The organism is Vibrio sp. 10N.286.46.A8, from assembly GCF_041470165.1.
In the GTDB taxonomy this organism is placed as follows: domain Bacteria; phylum Pseudomonadota; class Gammaproteobacteria; order Enterobacterales; family Vibrionaceae; genus Vibrio; species Vibrio tasmaniensis_A.
The window spans coordinates 1-15,573 of sequence record NZ_JBFRLX010000034.1 but is presented as its reverse complement, the minus strand read 5'-3'; the positions used below and the strand labels follow the sequence as shown (position 1 = coordinate 15,573).

At 42.6% G+C, this 15,573-nt stretch carries 11 protein-coding genes and 1 pseudogene; 7 read left to right on the top strand and 5 right to left on the bottom strand.

The annotated features are described in order from the left end of the window. The first annotated feature begins 532 nt into the window (after nucleotides 1-532). Complete coding sequence (gene nhaB / locus AB4232_RS04250; RefSeq protein ID WP_372086359.1) at nucleotides 533-2,125, top strand: Na(+)/H(+) antiporter NhaB; 1,593 nt, start codon at nucleotides 533-535, stop codon at nucleotides 2,123-2,125. 131 nt (nucleotides 2,126-2,256) lie between these two features. Next, nucleotides 2,257-2,781, top strand: a complete 525-nt coding sequence (dsbB, locus tag AB4232_RS04245) for a disulfide bond formation protein DsbB (protein ID WP_009848624.1) — start codon at nucleotides 2,257-2,259, stop codon at nucleotides 2,779-2,781. A gap of 73 nt (nucleotides 2,782-2,854) precedes the next feature. Here dsbB and AB4232_RS04240 read toward each other — a convergent pair whose 3' ends face one another. Next, entirely contained in the window at nucleotides 2,855-3,475 is a 621-nt protein-coding gene (locus tag AB4232_RS04240) for an SEC-C metal-binding domain-containing protein (protein ID WP_012603553.1), read from the bottom strand. Between the two features lie 218 nt (nucleotides 3,476-3,693). Between AB4232_RS04240 and AB4232_RS04235 the strand changes: the two genes are divergently transcribed. Both AB4232_RS04235 and dusC read left to right on the top strand, forming a co-directional pair. Further along, the gene (locus AB4232_RS04235; RefSeq protein WP_009848626.1) at nucleotides 3,694-4,236 is read left to right on the top strand and encodes a prepilin-type N-terminal cleavage/methylation domain-containing protein; all 543 of its coding nucleotides are present in this window, start codon (nucleotides 3,694-3,696) and stop codon (nucleotides 4,234-4,236) included. Nucleotides 4,237-4,306: 70 nt separating this feature from the next. Then, nucleotides 4,307-5,263 carry a tRNA dihydrouridine(16) synthase DusC gene (dusC, locus tag AB4232_RS04230; protein ID WP_372086357.1) on the top strand — a complete coding sequence of 319 codons (957 nt, stop codon included), beginning with the start codon at nucleotides 4,307-4,309 and terminating at the stop codon, nucleotides 5,261-5,263. A gap of 41 nt (nucleotides 5,264-5,304) precedes the next feature. Here the strand turns inward: dusC and AB4232_RS04225 are convergent, their stop codons facing one another. The 3 genes from AB4232_RS04225 to yfbV all read right to left on the bottom strand — a co-directional run bounded on the left by AB4232_RS04225 (nucleotide 5,305) and on the right by yfbV (nucleotide 8,775). Further along, nucleotides 5,305-6,771 carry a GGDEF domain-containing protein gene (locus tag AB4232_RS04225; RefSeq protein ID WP_372086355.1) on the bottom strand — a complete coding sequence of 489 codons (1,467 nt, stop codon included), beginning with the start codon at nucleotides 6,769-6,771 and terminating at the stop codon, nucleotides 5,305-5,307. A 251-nt stretch (nucleotides 6,772-7,022) separates the two neighbouring features. Next, nucleotides 7,023-7,988, bottom strand: coding sequence for an ABC transporter substrate-binding protein (locus AB4232_RS04220; protein ID WP_372086353.1), 966 nt, complete (start codon nucleotides 7,986-7,988; stop codon nucleotides 7,023-7,025). A gap of 334 nt (nucleotides 7,989-8,322) precedes the next feature. After that, the gene (gene yfbV, locus AB4232_RS04215) at nucleotides 8,323-8,775 is read right to left on the bottom strand and encodes a terminus macrodomain insulation protein YfbV (RefSeq protein ID WP_012603549.1); all 453 of its coding nucleotides are present in this window, start codon (nucleotides 8,773-8,775) and stop codon (nucleotides 8,323-8,325) included. Nucleotides 8,776-9,116: 341 nt separating this feature from the next. On the opposite strand from yfbV, the gene AB4232_RS04210 reads away from it, so the two are divergent. The 3 genes from AB4232_RS04210 (at nucleotide 9,117) to AB4232_RS04200 (ending at nucleotide 15,416) form a co-directional block, all read left to right on the top strand. Then, nucleotides 9,117-10,313, top strand: coding sequence for an acetate kinase (locus tag AB4232_RS04210; RefSeq protein ID WP_009848631.1), 1,197 nt, complete (start codon nucleotides 9,117-9,119; stop codon nucleotides 10,311-10,313). Nucleotides 10,314-10,459: 146 nt separating this feature from the next. Continuing rightward, nucleotides 10,460-12,625, top strand: coding sequence for a phosphate acetyltransferase (gene pta / locus AB4232_RS04205; protein WP_029222899.1), 2,166 nt, complete (start codon nucleotides 10,460-10,462; stop codon nucleotides 12,623-12,625). Between the two features lie 307 nt (nucleotides 12,626-12,932). Next, on the top strand, nucleotides 12,933-15,416 hold the full coding sequence (locus tag AB4232_RS04200) for an EAL domain-containing protein (RefSeq protein ID WP_372086350.1): 2,484 nt from the start codon (nucleotides 12,933-12,935) through the stop codon (nucleotides 15,414-15,416). A 33-nt stretch (nucleotides 15,417-15,449) separates the two neighbouring features. On the opposite strand, the pseudogene AB4232_RS04195 reads toward AB4232_RS04200, so the two are convergent. Next, a pseudogene (locus AB4232_RS04195) lies at nucleotides 15,450-15,573 on the bottom strand (glutathione S-transferase family protein); the annotation flags it as partial.

The following is a 15,573-nucleotide window of genomic DNA, read 5'->3' as shown; positions in this document are numbered from 1 at the left end:
GAGTTAAAACTCTAAAGTTCAGCACACGTTTGCACTCAAGGTTTGGATAGCAAGCGACTACAAACCATCATTTAAACAAACCTTTAACACAACAAATTCTTTTCAAAATCAATGAGATTGGTCATATTTTTAAATCTATTAATTTGCAATATTAAGTTGTAATAATCATATATAAGCCGTCGTTATTCTGTAAATTTTAATCATTTCGCTGAAATATTGATTCTAGTCGGTTTTTATCACATTTTAAGTGGTATGCTTGCGCTACTTTGATCGCGTTTCTCAACAAAAAAGAGGTATTTTTAGTGCTACAGGGGTTTTCCTGTTGACTAAATGTTATCTAAGAGTAGAGTTGCGCTCAAAAATAAGCAGTGCTTGAGTTTCTAAGGGAGTGACTTGGCAAGACCACAGAACATTACATGGAATGTAGTTTTTCTAAGTCACTGTTAGTTATAGGTTTTAACTAAATCTACAGCTCGATTCTCAAAATGTTGTATTGCTTGTCTATTCATAATCAACATAAAAGAGTATTAACATGCCGATGTCTCTCGGAAACGCTTTTATCAAAAACTTCCTTGGTAAAGCTCCTGATTGGTATAAACTTGCCATCATTTCCTTTTTAATCATCAACCCGTTTGTTTTTTTCCTAGTTGACCCATTTGTTGCGGGCTGGCTATTAGTGGTTGAGTTTATTTTCACTCTAGCTATGGCTCTAAAGTGCTACCCTCTCCAACCCGGTGGCTTATTGGCAATTCAAGCCGTCGCCATTGGCATGACTAAACCAGAAATGGTTTATCATGAGCTACAAGCAAACCTACCAGTATTACTCTTACTCGTATTCATGGTTGCTGGCATCTACTTCATGAAAGAACTACTTCTGTTCATTTTTACGAAGATCCTGCTCGGTATCCAATCCAAAATTCTACTCTCTGTCGCTTTCTGTGTCGCCGCAGCATTCTTGTCTGCCTTCCTAGATGCGCTGACAGTAATCGCCGTAGTCATTAGCGTTGCAGTGGGCTTCTACTCTATCTACCACAAGGTTGCATCAGGTAAGGGCACAACGTCTGCGCACGATCATACTCATGATGAAGAGATCTCTGAGCTAACTCGTGATGACCTTGAAAACTACCGCGCATTCCTACGTTCACTACTTATGCACGCCGGTGTTGGTACTGCTCTGGGTGGTGTAATGACCATGGTAGGTGAACCACAAAACTTAGTAATTGCTAAGCAAGCGGGTTGGGAGTTCGGTGAATTTATTATCCGTATGCTGCCAGTTACACTGCCTGTTTTCTTCTGTGGTATTTTAACTTGTGCACTTGTCGAGAAATTCAAAGTGTTTGGCTACGGTGCAGAGCTGCCAAATAACGTTCGCCAAATCTTAGTTGAATTTGACAACAAAGAACGCGCAAATCGTACAAAACAAGATGTAGCTAAACTATGGGTTCAGAGTGCAATCGCAGTTTGGCTTATTGTTGGCCTTGCGCTTCACGTCGCTGAAGTCGGTTTGATTGGCCTTTCAGTGATCATCTTAGCTACAGCGTTTACAGGTGTAATTGAAGAGCACTCGATGGGTAAAGCTTTTGAAGAAGCACTGCCATTTACCGCACTTCTTGCCGTCTTTTTTGCGGTTGTTGCTGTAATCATCGACCAGGCTCTATTTAAGCCAGTAATCGATGCTGTACTTCACGTTGAAGATAAAGGCGCACAGCTCGCACTCTTCTATGTTGCCAACGGTATTCTATCGATGGTTTCAGATAACGTATTCGTCGGTACGGTTTACATCAACGAAGTGAAAACTGCTTTGGTTGAAGGCATCATCACTCGTGACCAGTTCGACCTACTTGCTGTTGCTATCAACACAGGTACTAACCTACCTTCTGTTGCTACGCCAAACGGCCAAGCTGCATTCCTATTCCTATTAACGTCAGCACTTGCTCCGTTAATTCGACTGTCTTACGGCCGCATGGTCATCATGGCTTTGCCATATACTCTCGTATTAGCACTTGTTGGCCTTGCCGGTATTGTGTTCTTCGTAGAACCGATGACAGCATGGTTCTATGATGCAGGTTGGATCATTCACCGTACGGGTGAAGTGATAGCTCCAGTTATCTCCGGTGGCCACTAACCCGGATTTCTATCGCTAAACACAATAGGTGCATCTAACTAATCAAAAATATTAGTTGATTAGGAAACTTATCCAAGATAAAAAGCTCTGAGTAATCAGGGCTTTTTTATTTTATTGACAGGATTAAATTCGTGAACTTTTTTGCAATGCTCAAAGACTTCTCTAAGGGACGTTTATCTTGGCTTTTACTGCTGGCTTTTATTGTCTTTTTTGAAGCATGTGCTCTTTTCTTTCAGCACGTGATGATGCTTGGCCCTTGCGTAATGTGTATCTACGAGCGCGTTGCTATGCTCGCTATCGGCATCGCAGCAATGATTGGTGCTATTGCCCCGCATAATCCGATTTCACGTTGGCTAGGTCTACTTGGTTGGGGGTTAGGTGCGTATAAAGGGTTGATGCTTGCTTTAGAGCACGTTGACTACCAGTTTAACCCGTCTCCTTTCGCTACCTGTGACCTGTTCGTGACCTTCCCTAGCTGGGCGCCTCTAAACCAATGGGCTCCGTGGATGTTTGAGGCCTACGGCGACTGCAGCAAGGTTGTATGGCAGTTCTTAGAACTTTCAATGCCTCAATGGCTAGTGATTATCTTCGCGGGTAACTTGGTTGCTTTCGGTTTTGTAGTGATTTCTCAATTCGTTAAATCGAAGAATGACTAACAATTAGCACATCATGTTAAGAAACGAAAAAGTCGACATTACGTCGACTTTTTATTATCTATTAACAATGCAATTAAGATTTTTTACCACAGCACTGTTTAAACTTTTTACCACTTTCACACGGGCAAACATCATTTCGGCCGATGCCCTTAAACGGATTCACACTTTGAGATTTATTTCCGAGCATCGCTTCATCCGCTGCTAGCGCAACTTCTGTCACCATCAAATCGACTTGCCCGACTAGATCATTCAAAGTTGGCGGGGTTTCTAATCCAGCTGCTTTCATTTGCTCGATTGTCTGTTCTTCATCAATCGCCAGCATGAATGTTGTTAACATTGCTTGTAGCATGCGTAATGTGCCATCTGCGATTGACGTTTCCTGCCACTGTTCTTCAATCGTCGGCCAGACCATCATAAAACCTTCAGAAAAATCGGCTAGCTGTTCAGCAAAATTATCTGCATCAAGCACTTCTGTAAGCAAATATTCACTTCGCTGAATGAGGTTATGTTGGCGATTAATTTGCTCGGTGACTTGAGGAACGAAGTCCTGACCAGTTTCAGGAATAGCTATAGGTAACCAAGCCTCTGGATCAAGAGGTTTAGTTGCAAGGTTAGATGCAAATATAGCACCTTCTACAAACTGGGCTGTTACGTCGTTAATTGAGTCAGGAAGACTCAATAATTGATACTTCATATTACTTCACTAGTCGGTCAATTCTGTTGTCTCCATTATACCCACAAGGCTAACAATTAGTAATTATTCGTATAGCTCTATGATTAATTACACCTACCAGTAGCCACGCAAACATTATCTTTAGTTCAATTCAGCAAACTAAACTTATTTCATTTTGAAAATTTAAGTTTGAAGTGTAAAAGAGTCACTGAAATATTTAGTTACATATAGAATACATTATGAAACAACACCAAAATGGTTTTACTTTGATAGAGCTGGTCTCTGTCGTCGTTATTTTAGGCATACTTGCCGTTACCGCAGCTCCTCGCTTTCTAAATTACCAACGCGATAGCCATGAAGCTATAGCTCAAGGTGCTTTTTCTTCTTTTCGAACTGCGGTTAACCTTTACCACTCACAGTGGCTTGTTGATGGAGAGCCTGATTTTAATCAAGATGTCGATTATGGTGAAGGCAGCGTTTATCCTTCATCGACTGGTTTTCCAATCGCTGTTGATCAACTACCGATTAATTCGGGGACTGCAATTAGAGGGAGTGACTGCGCAAGGCTTTGGCGGGCGCTCATGAATACTGACCTCACCGTTAGAGATCACGGTAGCTCAGTATTCCCTTCAGAAGAACCGATCGTTGCTTGGTATACATCAGATCCAAGCTGCTATTACTACTACACTGATGGTTACTCGCTAGGCGAAGATTTACCAAGGCTCAACTACTTCCCTCTAACCGGTGAAATAACTGTTACGTCAGATTCACCTAGCTCATAGTGACAAGCTTTTAACTTGCCCGTACAATCACGCGTCTTAATTTTCGATCCATTCAGTTTCGGTAAAGCAAATGCGAGTAATACTTGGCCCTATGGAGGGCGTTTTAGACCACCTAATGCGTGAGATTCTTACAGAGATCAATGATTACGATCTCTGTGTGACAGAGTTTGTGCGCGTCGTTGATCAACTTCTTCCTCCGCATGTGTTCCACCGTATTTGCCCAGAGCTGCATCAAGGCTCTCAAACCATGGCTGGTGTGCCAATCCATCTGCAACTTCTAGGGCAACACCCGAACTGGATGGCCGAAAATGCTTTTCAAGCGGCAAACTTAGGCGCTAAAGGCATTGATCTTAATTTTGGGTGCCCAGCAAAAGCGGTAAACAAAAGTAATGGTGGGGCTTCACTGCTAAAAGAGCCAGAGCTCATCTATCAAGTGGTGAACGCCTGTCGAGAAGCAGTCCCTGCGCACATTCCCGTGTCCGCAAAAATCCGATTGGGTTGGGAGCACCCGGAAGAGTGCTTTGAAATTGTCGACGCTATCGAGCAAGCAAAAGCTGACGAACTCACTGTGCATGCAAGAACCAAAGTAGGCGGCTATAAAGCCAGTGAAATCAAATGGGATTACATCAATCAAATAAGAGAGAAAACCTCTCTGCCGTTGATTGCTAATGGGGAAATCTGGAACTACCAAGATGGTCAAGATTGCATAGAAGCCACAGGTGTTGATTCATTGATGGTCTGCCGCGGCGCTTTTAATATTCCCAATCTTGGCAACGTTGTTAAGCACAACCACAAGAAAATGCCATGGGACAAAGTAATCGCACTTTTACTGCGCTATTCCGAGTTTCAAATTAAAGGGGATAAAGGCATGTACTACCCCAATAGAGTGAAACAATGGTTTGTCTATTTAAGTAAAGGCTACCCTGAAGCGAACGAACTATTTAAAGAAATTCGTACTTTCAAAAAAGCGCCACCCATTGTAGAGCGCCTTCAACGTTATCAAGAAGAATACCACCAACCCGTTTGAGTTAGTTCCCCCTTATCGCGATATTGAACCTCATAGCGTGGCTAAAATACGATCCGGTCTTTACCCGTCGTCTTAGCCACGTACAGTTTTTCATCGGCATATTTAAATATCTCTTCAAAGTTAAGCTTGTTTTGCTCTGTTTCAACGATACAAACACCGCCAGATACCGTAAATCCATTAGGAACAATGTCGGCCGAGTTCGCGCAGACCGCATTTTTTACACGCTCTAATGTCCTCATTAACGTTTCACGATCATCACCTTTAAGATAAACGACAAACTCTTCACCACCAAACCTTGCTGCTACATCACTACTTCGAATGCTATTACTTATCTGGCGGGACATGTAGCGAATAACATCATCCCCTTTGTCATGCCCAAAGGTATCATTAATCAACTTGAAATTATCAATGTCAAATACAGTCAAGGCGAATAACTGGTCATGCTCCACACTGCGCCAAAAAGCTTCCAATCCTCTGCGATTTAGCAGCCCGGTCATCGGATCTTTAGCTGCTAGCTCTTTGAAGTAACCACGTTCAATATTGGAGTTAACGAAGAAAAAGAGCGTTACAGAGAATAGATATACGATGATAGCGACAATCAGACTGTCTTTCTCGTAGACAAAAAAGTGCTCCACCTCTTTGGCAAAATCTAATTCGTAGTACATCGCGTGATGAGAGGTGACTCCTTCCAGTTGTATCGCGTGATAGAAAGTAGCGCTATCAACCGGATTAACCAAGGTGGTATCAATAATATCGATTCTACCGGCTAAGTGCTCATTCGAACTCGCAAGCAATTTACTGGCGTCAATCTCAACAGAAAGCATTCCTTGATGTATCCCCTTATGAAACACCGGAATCGTCATGCTTATCATACGGTCAAGAGAGTCAAATCGATACGCAGGACCCGTTAAAGTCAATTGTTCTGGATTGTTGGCGGTTCTTTGCCAATACGGGCGGCTTTTTATGGTCGAAAGTAGTTCTTTCCCTAGCTCTTTAGCAAAGTCTTCTGGCGAAGAGATCACATACCCACGAGTATCAATAAAGTGTACGCCGTTGTGATATTCATCAAGCTGGGACAAAAATGAAAGAATTGGCGCTAGAGCAATTTTTTCTGACGCACTTTTATAGCTATCACTGGTTTCATTACAAAGGGGTTCTTGACCAACCAACATATAGTCGATATCGACAGAGGGGATATCTGCGGTTTTTCCGTCAGCAAGAAGTAATACGTCAATGGGCCAAATTCGGCAAAGACCATCAACCACTTGCTTATTGTGATCAAGAAAAAGAGGGTTTCCTGATTTGTAGTAATTAGAGAAGCTGTAATCTAGAGCGGTAACAATTTTGGTCGTTCGTTTAAACACTTCTTCAATACGCTGAAACTCACTGCTGATGTCTTTTTCAACCGCATCAAAATAATTTTTTCCTATCAGCCCAAGTAACATGGTCGCGATCACAGCGGGAAAGCCGAAGACAAAGGTAAGGCTAAAGTGCCTATTTACTTTCATAGAATGTGCTCTTAGCGCTCAGTTATTTTCATTAGTTCCATTAATATTATGACATTAATCGACAGCCCTCTCGATGTAAAATAATGTAAGTTGGTATTAACGATGCACCTATCGGGTAAATAACCACTTAAAAATGAATAAAATAGATCGCAGCTAATGGTGAGAGTCGACTAATGTTGTTCATTATGATGGTTTAAGTCCCTGTTAACAAAGTGACTTATCAAACATGATTTTTTTGATGTCAATACTAATCAACGGCTGACTATAGCGCGATCAACCACAGACTTAGGTAGCGTCAAACCAAGCTCACGAGCGGCATCTAGGTTAACTACCAACTGAGAGCTTTGAGCCGTTTTAACACTCAACTTCCCTGGTTTTTGTCCGTTCAAAATAGCGGCCACATAATCAGCGGTCTGCACCCCGACGTCATAGTAATCTAGACCTAATCCAGCGATTGCTCCCTTGCCAACATAAGACGTTGCTCCTGCAACCACGGGTGTGCCAGCTTGGTTTGCAGCATTTATAAGTCCTTCGATACCGCTTGCCACCGTGTTATCAGTTAGTGCGTAGATAACATCAGATTTCTTAGCCACGGATGCTGTTTTTTCTTCTACATCATCGATGGTCAACGCTTTTTCAGTATGCAAAGTAAAGCCAAAGTCTCGTGTTGCCTGCTTTAACAGCCCTACTAAAGCAACAGCATTTGCCTCTGCTGGGTTATAAACCACACCGACTGAAACTGCATTGGGGAGTAGCTCTTTAATAAGAGATACATGTTGGGAAATAGGTGATAAGTCAGAAAGGCCCGTGACATTTCGTCCCGGTTTATCCAATTGCTTAACAAGTCTTGCTCCGATAGGGTCTGTCACCGCGGTGAACACAATCGGGATCGTTCGAGTCGCGGAAACCAACGCTTGAGAGGTCGGTGTCGCGATACCAACTAATACATGAGGGTTCTCACTAACTAACTCTCTGGCTATTTTTGCTGCCTGAACGGGATTGCCACCAGCCATTTCATAAGAAAACTCTAAATTTTTACCCGGTTCGTAACCTTTTGCTCTCAATCCTTCAAGAAGTCCTAGACGTGTTGCATTCAGATCTGGATGGTCAACAACTTGTGAAACCGAAACTTTGGCAACGTTCGCCATTACATTGCTTGTCCATAGCAACAACAGACAACTTACGACCGCTGCCAATACCTTTTTTACAGAACTCATTATCGCTCCCTGAATCAAGCTCTACTCATTATTGCTCGCTCAAAGAGAACAACATCACTATTGATACTATTACCAGTAACCATTGATGACTTGAAGTTATATTTAACAAAAACACAACAAGGCTCGAAAAATGCGTGAAATAGTGAAAGGCAGAATTTGAAAAGTAAGAAACTACATGAGTAGTAAGAGAAAAAAGGAATGAGGGGGAGATAGGTGAATAAAAGCGAAGCGAAAATAATAAAAATCAAACCTGAGAACAAACCATCAATGATGAATAGTTGCTCTCAGACAAGAGGGAGAGTTGCTCTCAGACAAGAGGGAGAGTTGAAACTCATTAGAACCAACGTTCCATTGAGGATTTATCTAGCTGACGAAATGCGCGATTTAAAATGATCGCCAATTCTTTATAACGAGGACGCGACTTCATTGGCTCTAACGCGAAACCCGTTTCAGTGATCTTCTCGTGAAGTTCGCGATACCATGAGACTAGCGCAGGTGGAAGTTTTGTGTTTGAGCGATTACCTAACCACCACATGCCTTGAAGCGGTAAGCTGATTGCAAACAAAGCCATGACCACAGCTTGTGGCATCGCTTGATAATTATTAAAGACCATTTGTGTAAGAACACTAATAGCAGCTATCGCTGGCATCACTTTCACGCCAAAACGCGTCGCTTTGATAATGCGCTGCTCAGGGAAGATCGAGTTTAACTCTTTGCGGACGGGCCAGAGATCCATGTACTTTTGGCCATCTTTTAAACTACTCGCTAAACCAACTCTATTGCTCATATGAGTCTCCCATTAAAAAAAAGTTGAAACCATCAACTAAAAACACAAAAATTTGACGAAAAATAATATTCTTTCAAATTTTTTTGTTATATTTGCACAATATCGCTATTATTTGCAGACCTCAATCTCATTGTTGCCCTTATTTACAATTTAAGCAACTTTGAGAAGACTTCTGCAAGGAATGCACAAGCCTCTTTTTGATAAAGAGTGCTTTCACTTTATACGGAAATTAACGTTTTTTTGACCAAGGTTAGTACGCAAGCCCATGTGCTTCGACTATTCTTGAGATTAATTTTCATCCTTAACTGATTTCGATCAGAAAAATAAACAGGTAGTCATTAATGTCTAAGCTAGTTTTAGTTTTAAACTGTGGTAGTTCTTCTCTTAAATTCGCTGTTGTTGATGCAGAATCAGGTGCAGAGCACCTAACTGGTCTTGCTGAGTGTCTAGGTCTTCCAGAAGCACGTATGAAATGGAAACTTGATGGCAAGCATGAAGCACAACTAGGCGCGGGCGCAGCTCACGTAGAAGCACTATCTTTCATGGTAGAAACTATTCTTGCTTCTAAGCCTGAGCTTAAAGCTAACCTTGGCGCTATCGGTCACCGTATCGTACACGGCGGCGAGCAGTTCACTTCTTCTGCTCTTATCACTGATGAAGTTCTTAAGGGTATTCAAGACGCTGCGACTTTTGCACCTCTTCACAACCCTGCTCACCTTATCGGTATCGAAGCGGCTCAAAAGAACTTCCCTGGTCTACAAAACGTTGCTGTATTTGACACTGCGTTCCACCAAACAATGCCTTCTGAGTCTTACCTATACGCTCTACCGTACAACCTGTACAAAGAGCACGGCATCCGTCGTTACGGCATGCACGGTACTTCTCACCTATTCATCACTCGTGAAGTTGCAGGCCTACTAAACAAGCCAGTTGAAGAAGTTAACATCATCAACTGTCACCTAGGTAACGGCGCTTCTGTATGTGCAATCAAGAACGGTCAATCTGTAGATACTTCTATGGGTCTTACTCCTCTTGAAGGTCTTGTAATGGGTACACGTTGTGGTGACCTAGATCCTGCAATCATCTTCCACCTACACGACGCTCTTGGTTACTCTGTTGAAGAAATCAACAACATGCTAACTAAAGAATCTGGTCTTGCTGGTCTAACTGAAGTGACTTCTGACTGTCGTTTCGTTGAAGACAACTACGGCGAGAAAGAAGAAGCAACTCGTGCAATGGACGTGTTCTGTCACCGTCTAGCTAAGTACGTTGCTGGTTACACTGCAACTCTAGAAGGTCGTCTAGACGCAATCACTTTCACTGGCGGCATCGGCGAGAACTCTGGCCCAATCCGTGAAATGGTTCTTAACCGCCTAGGCATCTTCGGCATCGAAGTTGACGGTGAAGCTAACCTTAAAGCTCGTTTCGGCGGCGAAGGTACTATCACTACAGCTAACAGCCGTATCCCTGCAATGGTTATCTCGACTAACGAAGAGCTAGTAATTGCTGAAGACACTGCGAAACTAGCAGGTCTTTAATTGATTTTCCTGACTAGCTTCACTCGAAGCTAGTCAGTTTTTCATATCAAGAAAATGGGGCTCAACTTCTATTCCTACCCCAATATGTTTATCGGTGGGAATAGCGGTTGAGCTTTTTTATTTCCAATAGTCAAAGGTGTTCGTCAATGTCACGTACTATTATGCTTATCCCTACAAGCGCTGGTGTTGGTCTTACTAGTGTTAGCATGGGTGTTCTTCGCGCTATGGAGCGTAAGGGCGTAAGTGTTTCTTTCTACAAGCCAATCGCTCAACCTCGTAGCGGTGGTAACCAGCCAGATTTAACCTCTACTATCATCAGCGCGAACAGCGACATTAAGATTGGTGAGCCAATCGCAATGACAAAAGCTGAAGCTTTGATCGGTAGTGAAAAAACGGATGAGCTTCTTGAATCTGTTGTTGAGCAATACAACAAAATCAACAAAGACGCTGAAGTAACGCTAATCGAAGGCCTAGTCCCTACTCGTAAGCACCCGTTTGCAAACCAAGTGAACGCAGAAATCGCAAAAACGCTTGGCGCAGAGATCGTATTCGTTGCGACTCCTGGTACTGACAACCCTACGCAACTTAAAGAGCGTATCGAAGTAGCATGTTCTAACTTCGGCGGTACAAAAAACAAGAATATCAAAGGCGTAATCATCAACAAGCTTAATGCTCCTGTTGATGAAGCTGGTCGTACTCGCCCTGACCTATCTGAAATCTTTGATGATGCAGACAGCGCTCAGCAAGCGAACCTTGAAGTAATGCAAATCTTCAATTCTAGCCCTATCCGTGTTCTTGGCTGTGTGCCATGGAGCATCGACCTAATCGCAACTCGTGCGGTTGATATGGCTAAGCACCTTAACGCTGAAATCGTTAACGAAGGTGAAATCTCAACTCGTCGTATTAAGAGCATCACTTTCTGTGCACGTTCTCTACCGCACATGATTGAGCACTTCAAGCCAGGTTCACTGCTAGTAACTTCTGCAGACCGTCCTGACGTTATCGTTGCTGCGGCTCTTGCTGCGAAAAACGGTGTTGAGATTGGCGCAATCCTACTGACTGGCGGTTACGACATTCCAGAAAGTATTGCTAACCTTTGTGCACCAGCATTCGCTTCAGGTCTACCGATCTTCAAAGCTCAAGGTAACACTTGGCAGACGTCTCTAAACCTACAGAGCTTCAACCTAGAAGTTCCTGCTGACGATAAAGAGCGTATCGAGTTCGTTAACGATCACGTTGCAAGCCACATTGATGGCCCTTGGATTGATTCTCTATCTGAAGGTACTCAAGGCATCCGTCGTCTAAGCCCACCAGCATTCCGTTACCAGCTAACTGAATTTGCTCGTAAAGCGGCTAAGCGCATCGTTCTTCCTGAAGGTGACGAGCCACGTACAGTTAAAGCTGCGGCTATCTGTGCTGAGCGCGGTATCGCAACGTGTGTACTTCTAGGTAACCCTGAAGAAATCCGTCGCGTTGCAGCGCAGCAAGGTGTTGAGCTAGGCGCTGGCGTTGAGATCATCGACTCTGCATCAGTTCGCGAAAACTACGTAGCTCGTCTAGTAGAACTTCGTGGCGCTAAAGGTATGACTGAAGTTGTCGCTCGTGAGAAGCTAGACGATTCAGTATTCCTAGGTACTATGATGCTTGAAGCTGGTGAAGTTGACGGCCTAGTTTCTGGTGCTGTTCACACTACGGCGAACACAATCGTTCCTCCGTTCCAGATCATCAAGACAGCACCCGATGCTTCTATCGTATCTTCAATCTTCTTCATGCTTCTACCTGATCAAGTTCTGGTATACGGTGACTGTGCGATCAACCCAGATCCAACAGCTGAACAGCTTGCTGAAATCGCTATCCAATCTGCAGATTCTGCTGCGGCATTCGGTATCGACCCACGCGTTGCTATGATCTCTTACTCTACTGGTGAATCTGGTAAAGGTGCAGACGTAGATAAAGTACGTGAAGCAACCAAACTTGCTCAAGCGAAACGTCCTGATCTTGTGATCGACGGTCCTCTTCAGTACGACGCAGCAATCATGGAAAACGTAGCCGCTTCTAAAGCGCCAAACTCTCCAGTTGCAGGTAAAGCGACAGTATTCGTATTCCCAGACCTAAACACGGGTAACACGACTTACAAAGCGGTACAGCGTTCAGCAGATCTAGTGTCTATCGGTCCAATGCTTCAAGGTATGCGCAAGCCAGTAAATGACTTGTCACGTGGCGCTCTAGTAGACGATATCGTTTACACTGTAGCTCTAACGGCTATCCAAGCAGACCAAGCAGCTCAAGCTGAAGAAAAAGTAATTAACTAATTACATTTTCTCGTTCTTAAATGCTTTAAAAGTATCAAAGCCTATGCAATTTGCATGGGCTTTTTATCGTCGAAAATTGGTCGAAATGACAAACCTCGCTCTATTCGTACGCCACCCAATAACTGTATTTTCACTTTTAGCTAAACCACTGATTTATCAAGTTGTCTTTTTCTTTCCTTTCTATTATTAACCTACCGTACGTTTATCTGAAAAGTGCGATCTTTGACGTTTTTATTCTTCGCAATGATGATTTGTTTTGTTATATTATTTTACATAATAAATAAACTTCTTTGTATTTCATAACACTATGACGTCAGATACTCGGCTGATCACGTTGATCAAATGGCTCCCAGTTAGCTTTATCGCACTTTTTTCACTCGTACTAATTTCTTCATTTCTGTACAACTCACACCTGTCTAACCAAAAACAATTAGTTAGAGCTGAGCAACTATTTAAAGATCAGCACAAACAATTGCTTAAAAGCCAAGTCGACGTAGCAAAAAGCCAAGTTCTCTATTTAAAATCAACCACCGAGTCAGAACTAAAACAAGTCGTAAAAGAACGATTAGAAGAAGCACATCGAATCTCTACTCGTCTCTACGAAGACAACAGATCACAGCCAAGAGAAATAATCGAATCCATCATTAAAAGTGCGTTAAAAGACATTCGCTTCAATAGTGATCGTGGTTACCTTTTTATTGTTGATCGCCAAGCTAAAGGTATCATGCACCCATTCTGGCCCCACCTCGAAGGACAGGACCTTTCCACGCTTAAAGATACGCGAGGCACTCCCATCGTCACAGAAATGGTCAAACTGTCACTAGAGAAGAAAACAAGCTTTTATAGGTGGTGGTTTCACAAACCAGGTGATAACAAGACAGAGTACGAAAAAATTGGATATTCTGTCTACTTTGAACCACTAGACTGGGTTATAAGCTCCGGTGATTATGTCGTTGATGTTGAAAGTGACCTAAAACAACAATCATTAAATTGGCTGAAAAACTTAACGCTTCCTGGTTCTGATCAGCTTTTCGTACTCGACAAGCAAGGCGTATTTTTGGCGCACGAGTCGCAAGAACTCATTGGGTCAAAACATCCTACATTTCAGTTAATTATTCAAAGTCAAAACTCAACTAATTCACTCCAAGAACGATTTATCAGCCTCGATAACGGGTTGGCTAACAATCGTTCGCAAGACACCATTAACTATGTAGCAAAAATTCCAGACTGGGAGTGGTATATCGTTGGTAGTGCTTATACCCAAGCCATTGAACAATACTCTATCGCACACAAACTGGTCACCGAAGAATCACTAAAGCACGATACGATTGAACTCATCATTTATAGTGCAGCAAGCTTCCTAACTTTGCTGGTCATTAGTTTCTATATGGGTAATGCCATCGCACGACGTTTTACTACCTTCCAAAACAGAATTAAACATGACTTCCATAAACTAGAGCAGAACCGTAAAGAACTCTCTTACTTGGCTCACCACGACTCACTCACCGGTCTTTACAACCGAACTGCATTAAAAGAGAGCTTTGCGGTCATACAAGAAAGAAACATACAAAATACGACTAAAATCGCTGTACTTTTTATCGACCTAGATGATTTTAAAAATATTAACGACGCTCATGGTCATGGCTATGGGGATCAACTGCTCAAAAACATTGCTCAAACTCTACAACATTTAACTGAGCCGAATGAAATGTATTTCCGTTTTGGCGGGGATGAGTTTATTGCGATTATAGACAATCTACCGACAGCTGAGTCTTTGACACCAATTCTTAACAAGATTAAGCAGGCAATCGAACGCTCATACAATATCAAAGGGGAAAGCCTATCGATTAAGACAAGCATCGGCGTATCGTTATCCCCCGATCATGCTGACAATATAGAAATGTTAATCTCTAAAGCTGATATGGCACTCTATTTCGCGAAACGTACAAGCAAAGGCATTATTCAATTATTTAACGAGTCTATTTCTGATGATATTCACAGTAAACTCGAGATTGAGAACGCGCTTAATTCTGCTTTAAATAACGAAGAACTGTACGTTCACTATCAACCTCAAGTCGACGTACATTCAGGTGTAGTGTTAGGGGTAGAAGCGCTCTGTCGTTGGCAAAACAAAAAGTTAGGATTTATTCCACCTGACGTATTTATCAGCATGGCGGAAAAAACGAATCTAATTAATGACATTACGTTCTTTGTCGCTGAAACTAGCATGCGCCATATTAGCAATATCAATAGTAAGCAGGGGGTCTCTCTATCGTTGTCTATCAACCTATCTCCAGCAGTGTTTACTCAACATAACTTGGTTGAACGCTTCTCAGAGCTTGCTGCCAAATACGCATTTACACCAGCCAAGATCAAAATTGAGATTACAGAAAGTGTACTAGTTGAAGATCTGCAAGCCGTCACGCGGGTAATGAACCGCTTCCAAGCACTAGGTATGCAAGTTTCCATCGACGATTTCGGTACGGGTTATTCATCATTAAGCTATATTGCCTCCCTGCCGATCAATGAGATCAAGATAGATAAATCATTTATAGATACTATTGATACCGATGAGAGGCAATTTGCACTGGTTGAAGCGATTACTTCTCTAGCAAGTATTTTCAATTTCGACTTGGTCGTGGAAGGTATTGAGACTCAAACACAGTTGCAGTCTATTAAGCAATTGTACTGTAGCGCAGTTCAGGGCTACTACTACTCACGTCCGGTAAGCGCAACAGACCTCGTTAAGTATCTAGAGCTACAAAATCAAAGAGAAGCCTTTGAAGTGTAATTCGATATCAGCCTGACCCTATGTTCCGGTAAGTTAAATTAAATAACTGCGTTTATGGGGTGACTCTAAATCAAGGTAAGGCCCTTTGGGGACAACTTGAGTCGGATTAATGCCTGTATGGCTGTAATAATAGTGGCGCTTGATGTGATAAAAATCG

What these genes read in the sequence shown, in the direction of transcription:
- nhaB (WP_372086359.1), top strand. Translation starts at nt 533, where the DNA reads ATGCCGATGTCTCTCGGAAACGCTTTTATCAAAAACTTCCTTGGTAAA.
- AB4232_RS04240 (WP_012603553.1), bottom strand. Translation starts at nt 3,475, where the DNA reads ATGAAGTATCAATTATTGAGTCTTCCTGACTCAATTAACGACGTAACA.
- AB4232_RS04235 (WP_009848626.1), top strand. Translation starts at nt 3,694, where the DNA reads ATGAAACAACACCAAAATGGTTTTACTTTGATAGAGCTGGTCTCTGTC.
- dusC (WP_372086357.1), top strand. Translation starts at nt 4,307, where the DNA reads ATGCGAGTAATACTTGGCCCTATGGAGGGCGTTTTAGACCACCTAATG.
- AB4232_RS04225 (WP_372086355.1), bottom strand. Translation starts at nt 6,771, where the DNA reads ATGAAAGTAAATAGGCACTTTAGCCTTACCTTTGTCTTCGGCTTTCCC.
- AB4232_RS04220 (WP_372086353.1), bottom strand. Translation starts at nt 7,988, where the DNA reads ATGAGTTCTGTAAAAAAGGTATTGGCAGCGGTCGTAAGTTGTCTGTTG.
- yfbV (WP_012603549.1), bottom strand. Translation starts at nt 8,775, where the DNA reads ATGAGCAATAGAGTTGGTTTAGCGAGTAGTTTAAAAGATGGCCAAAAG.
- AB4232_RS04210 (WP_009848631.1), top strand. Translation starts at nt 9,117, where the DNA reads ATGTCTAAGCTAGTTTTAGTTTTAAACTGTGGTAGTTCTTCTCTTAAA.
- pta (WP_029222899.1), top strand. Translation starts at nt 10,460, where the DNA reads ATGTCACGTACTATTATGCTTATCCCTACAAGCGCTGGTGTTGGTCTT.
- AB4232_RS04200 (WP_372086350.1), top strand. Translation starts at nt 12,933, where the DNA reads ATGACGTCAGATACTCGGCTGATCACGTTGATCAAATGGCTCCCAGTT.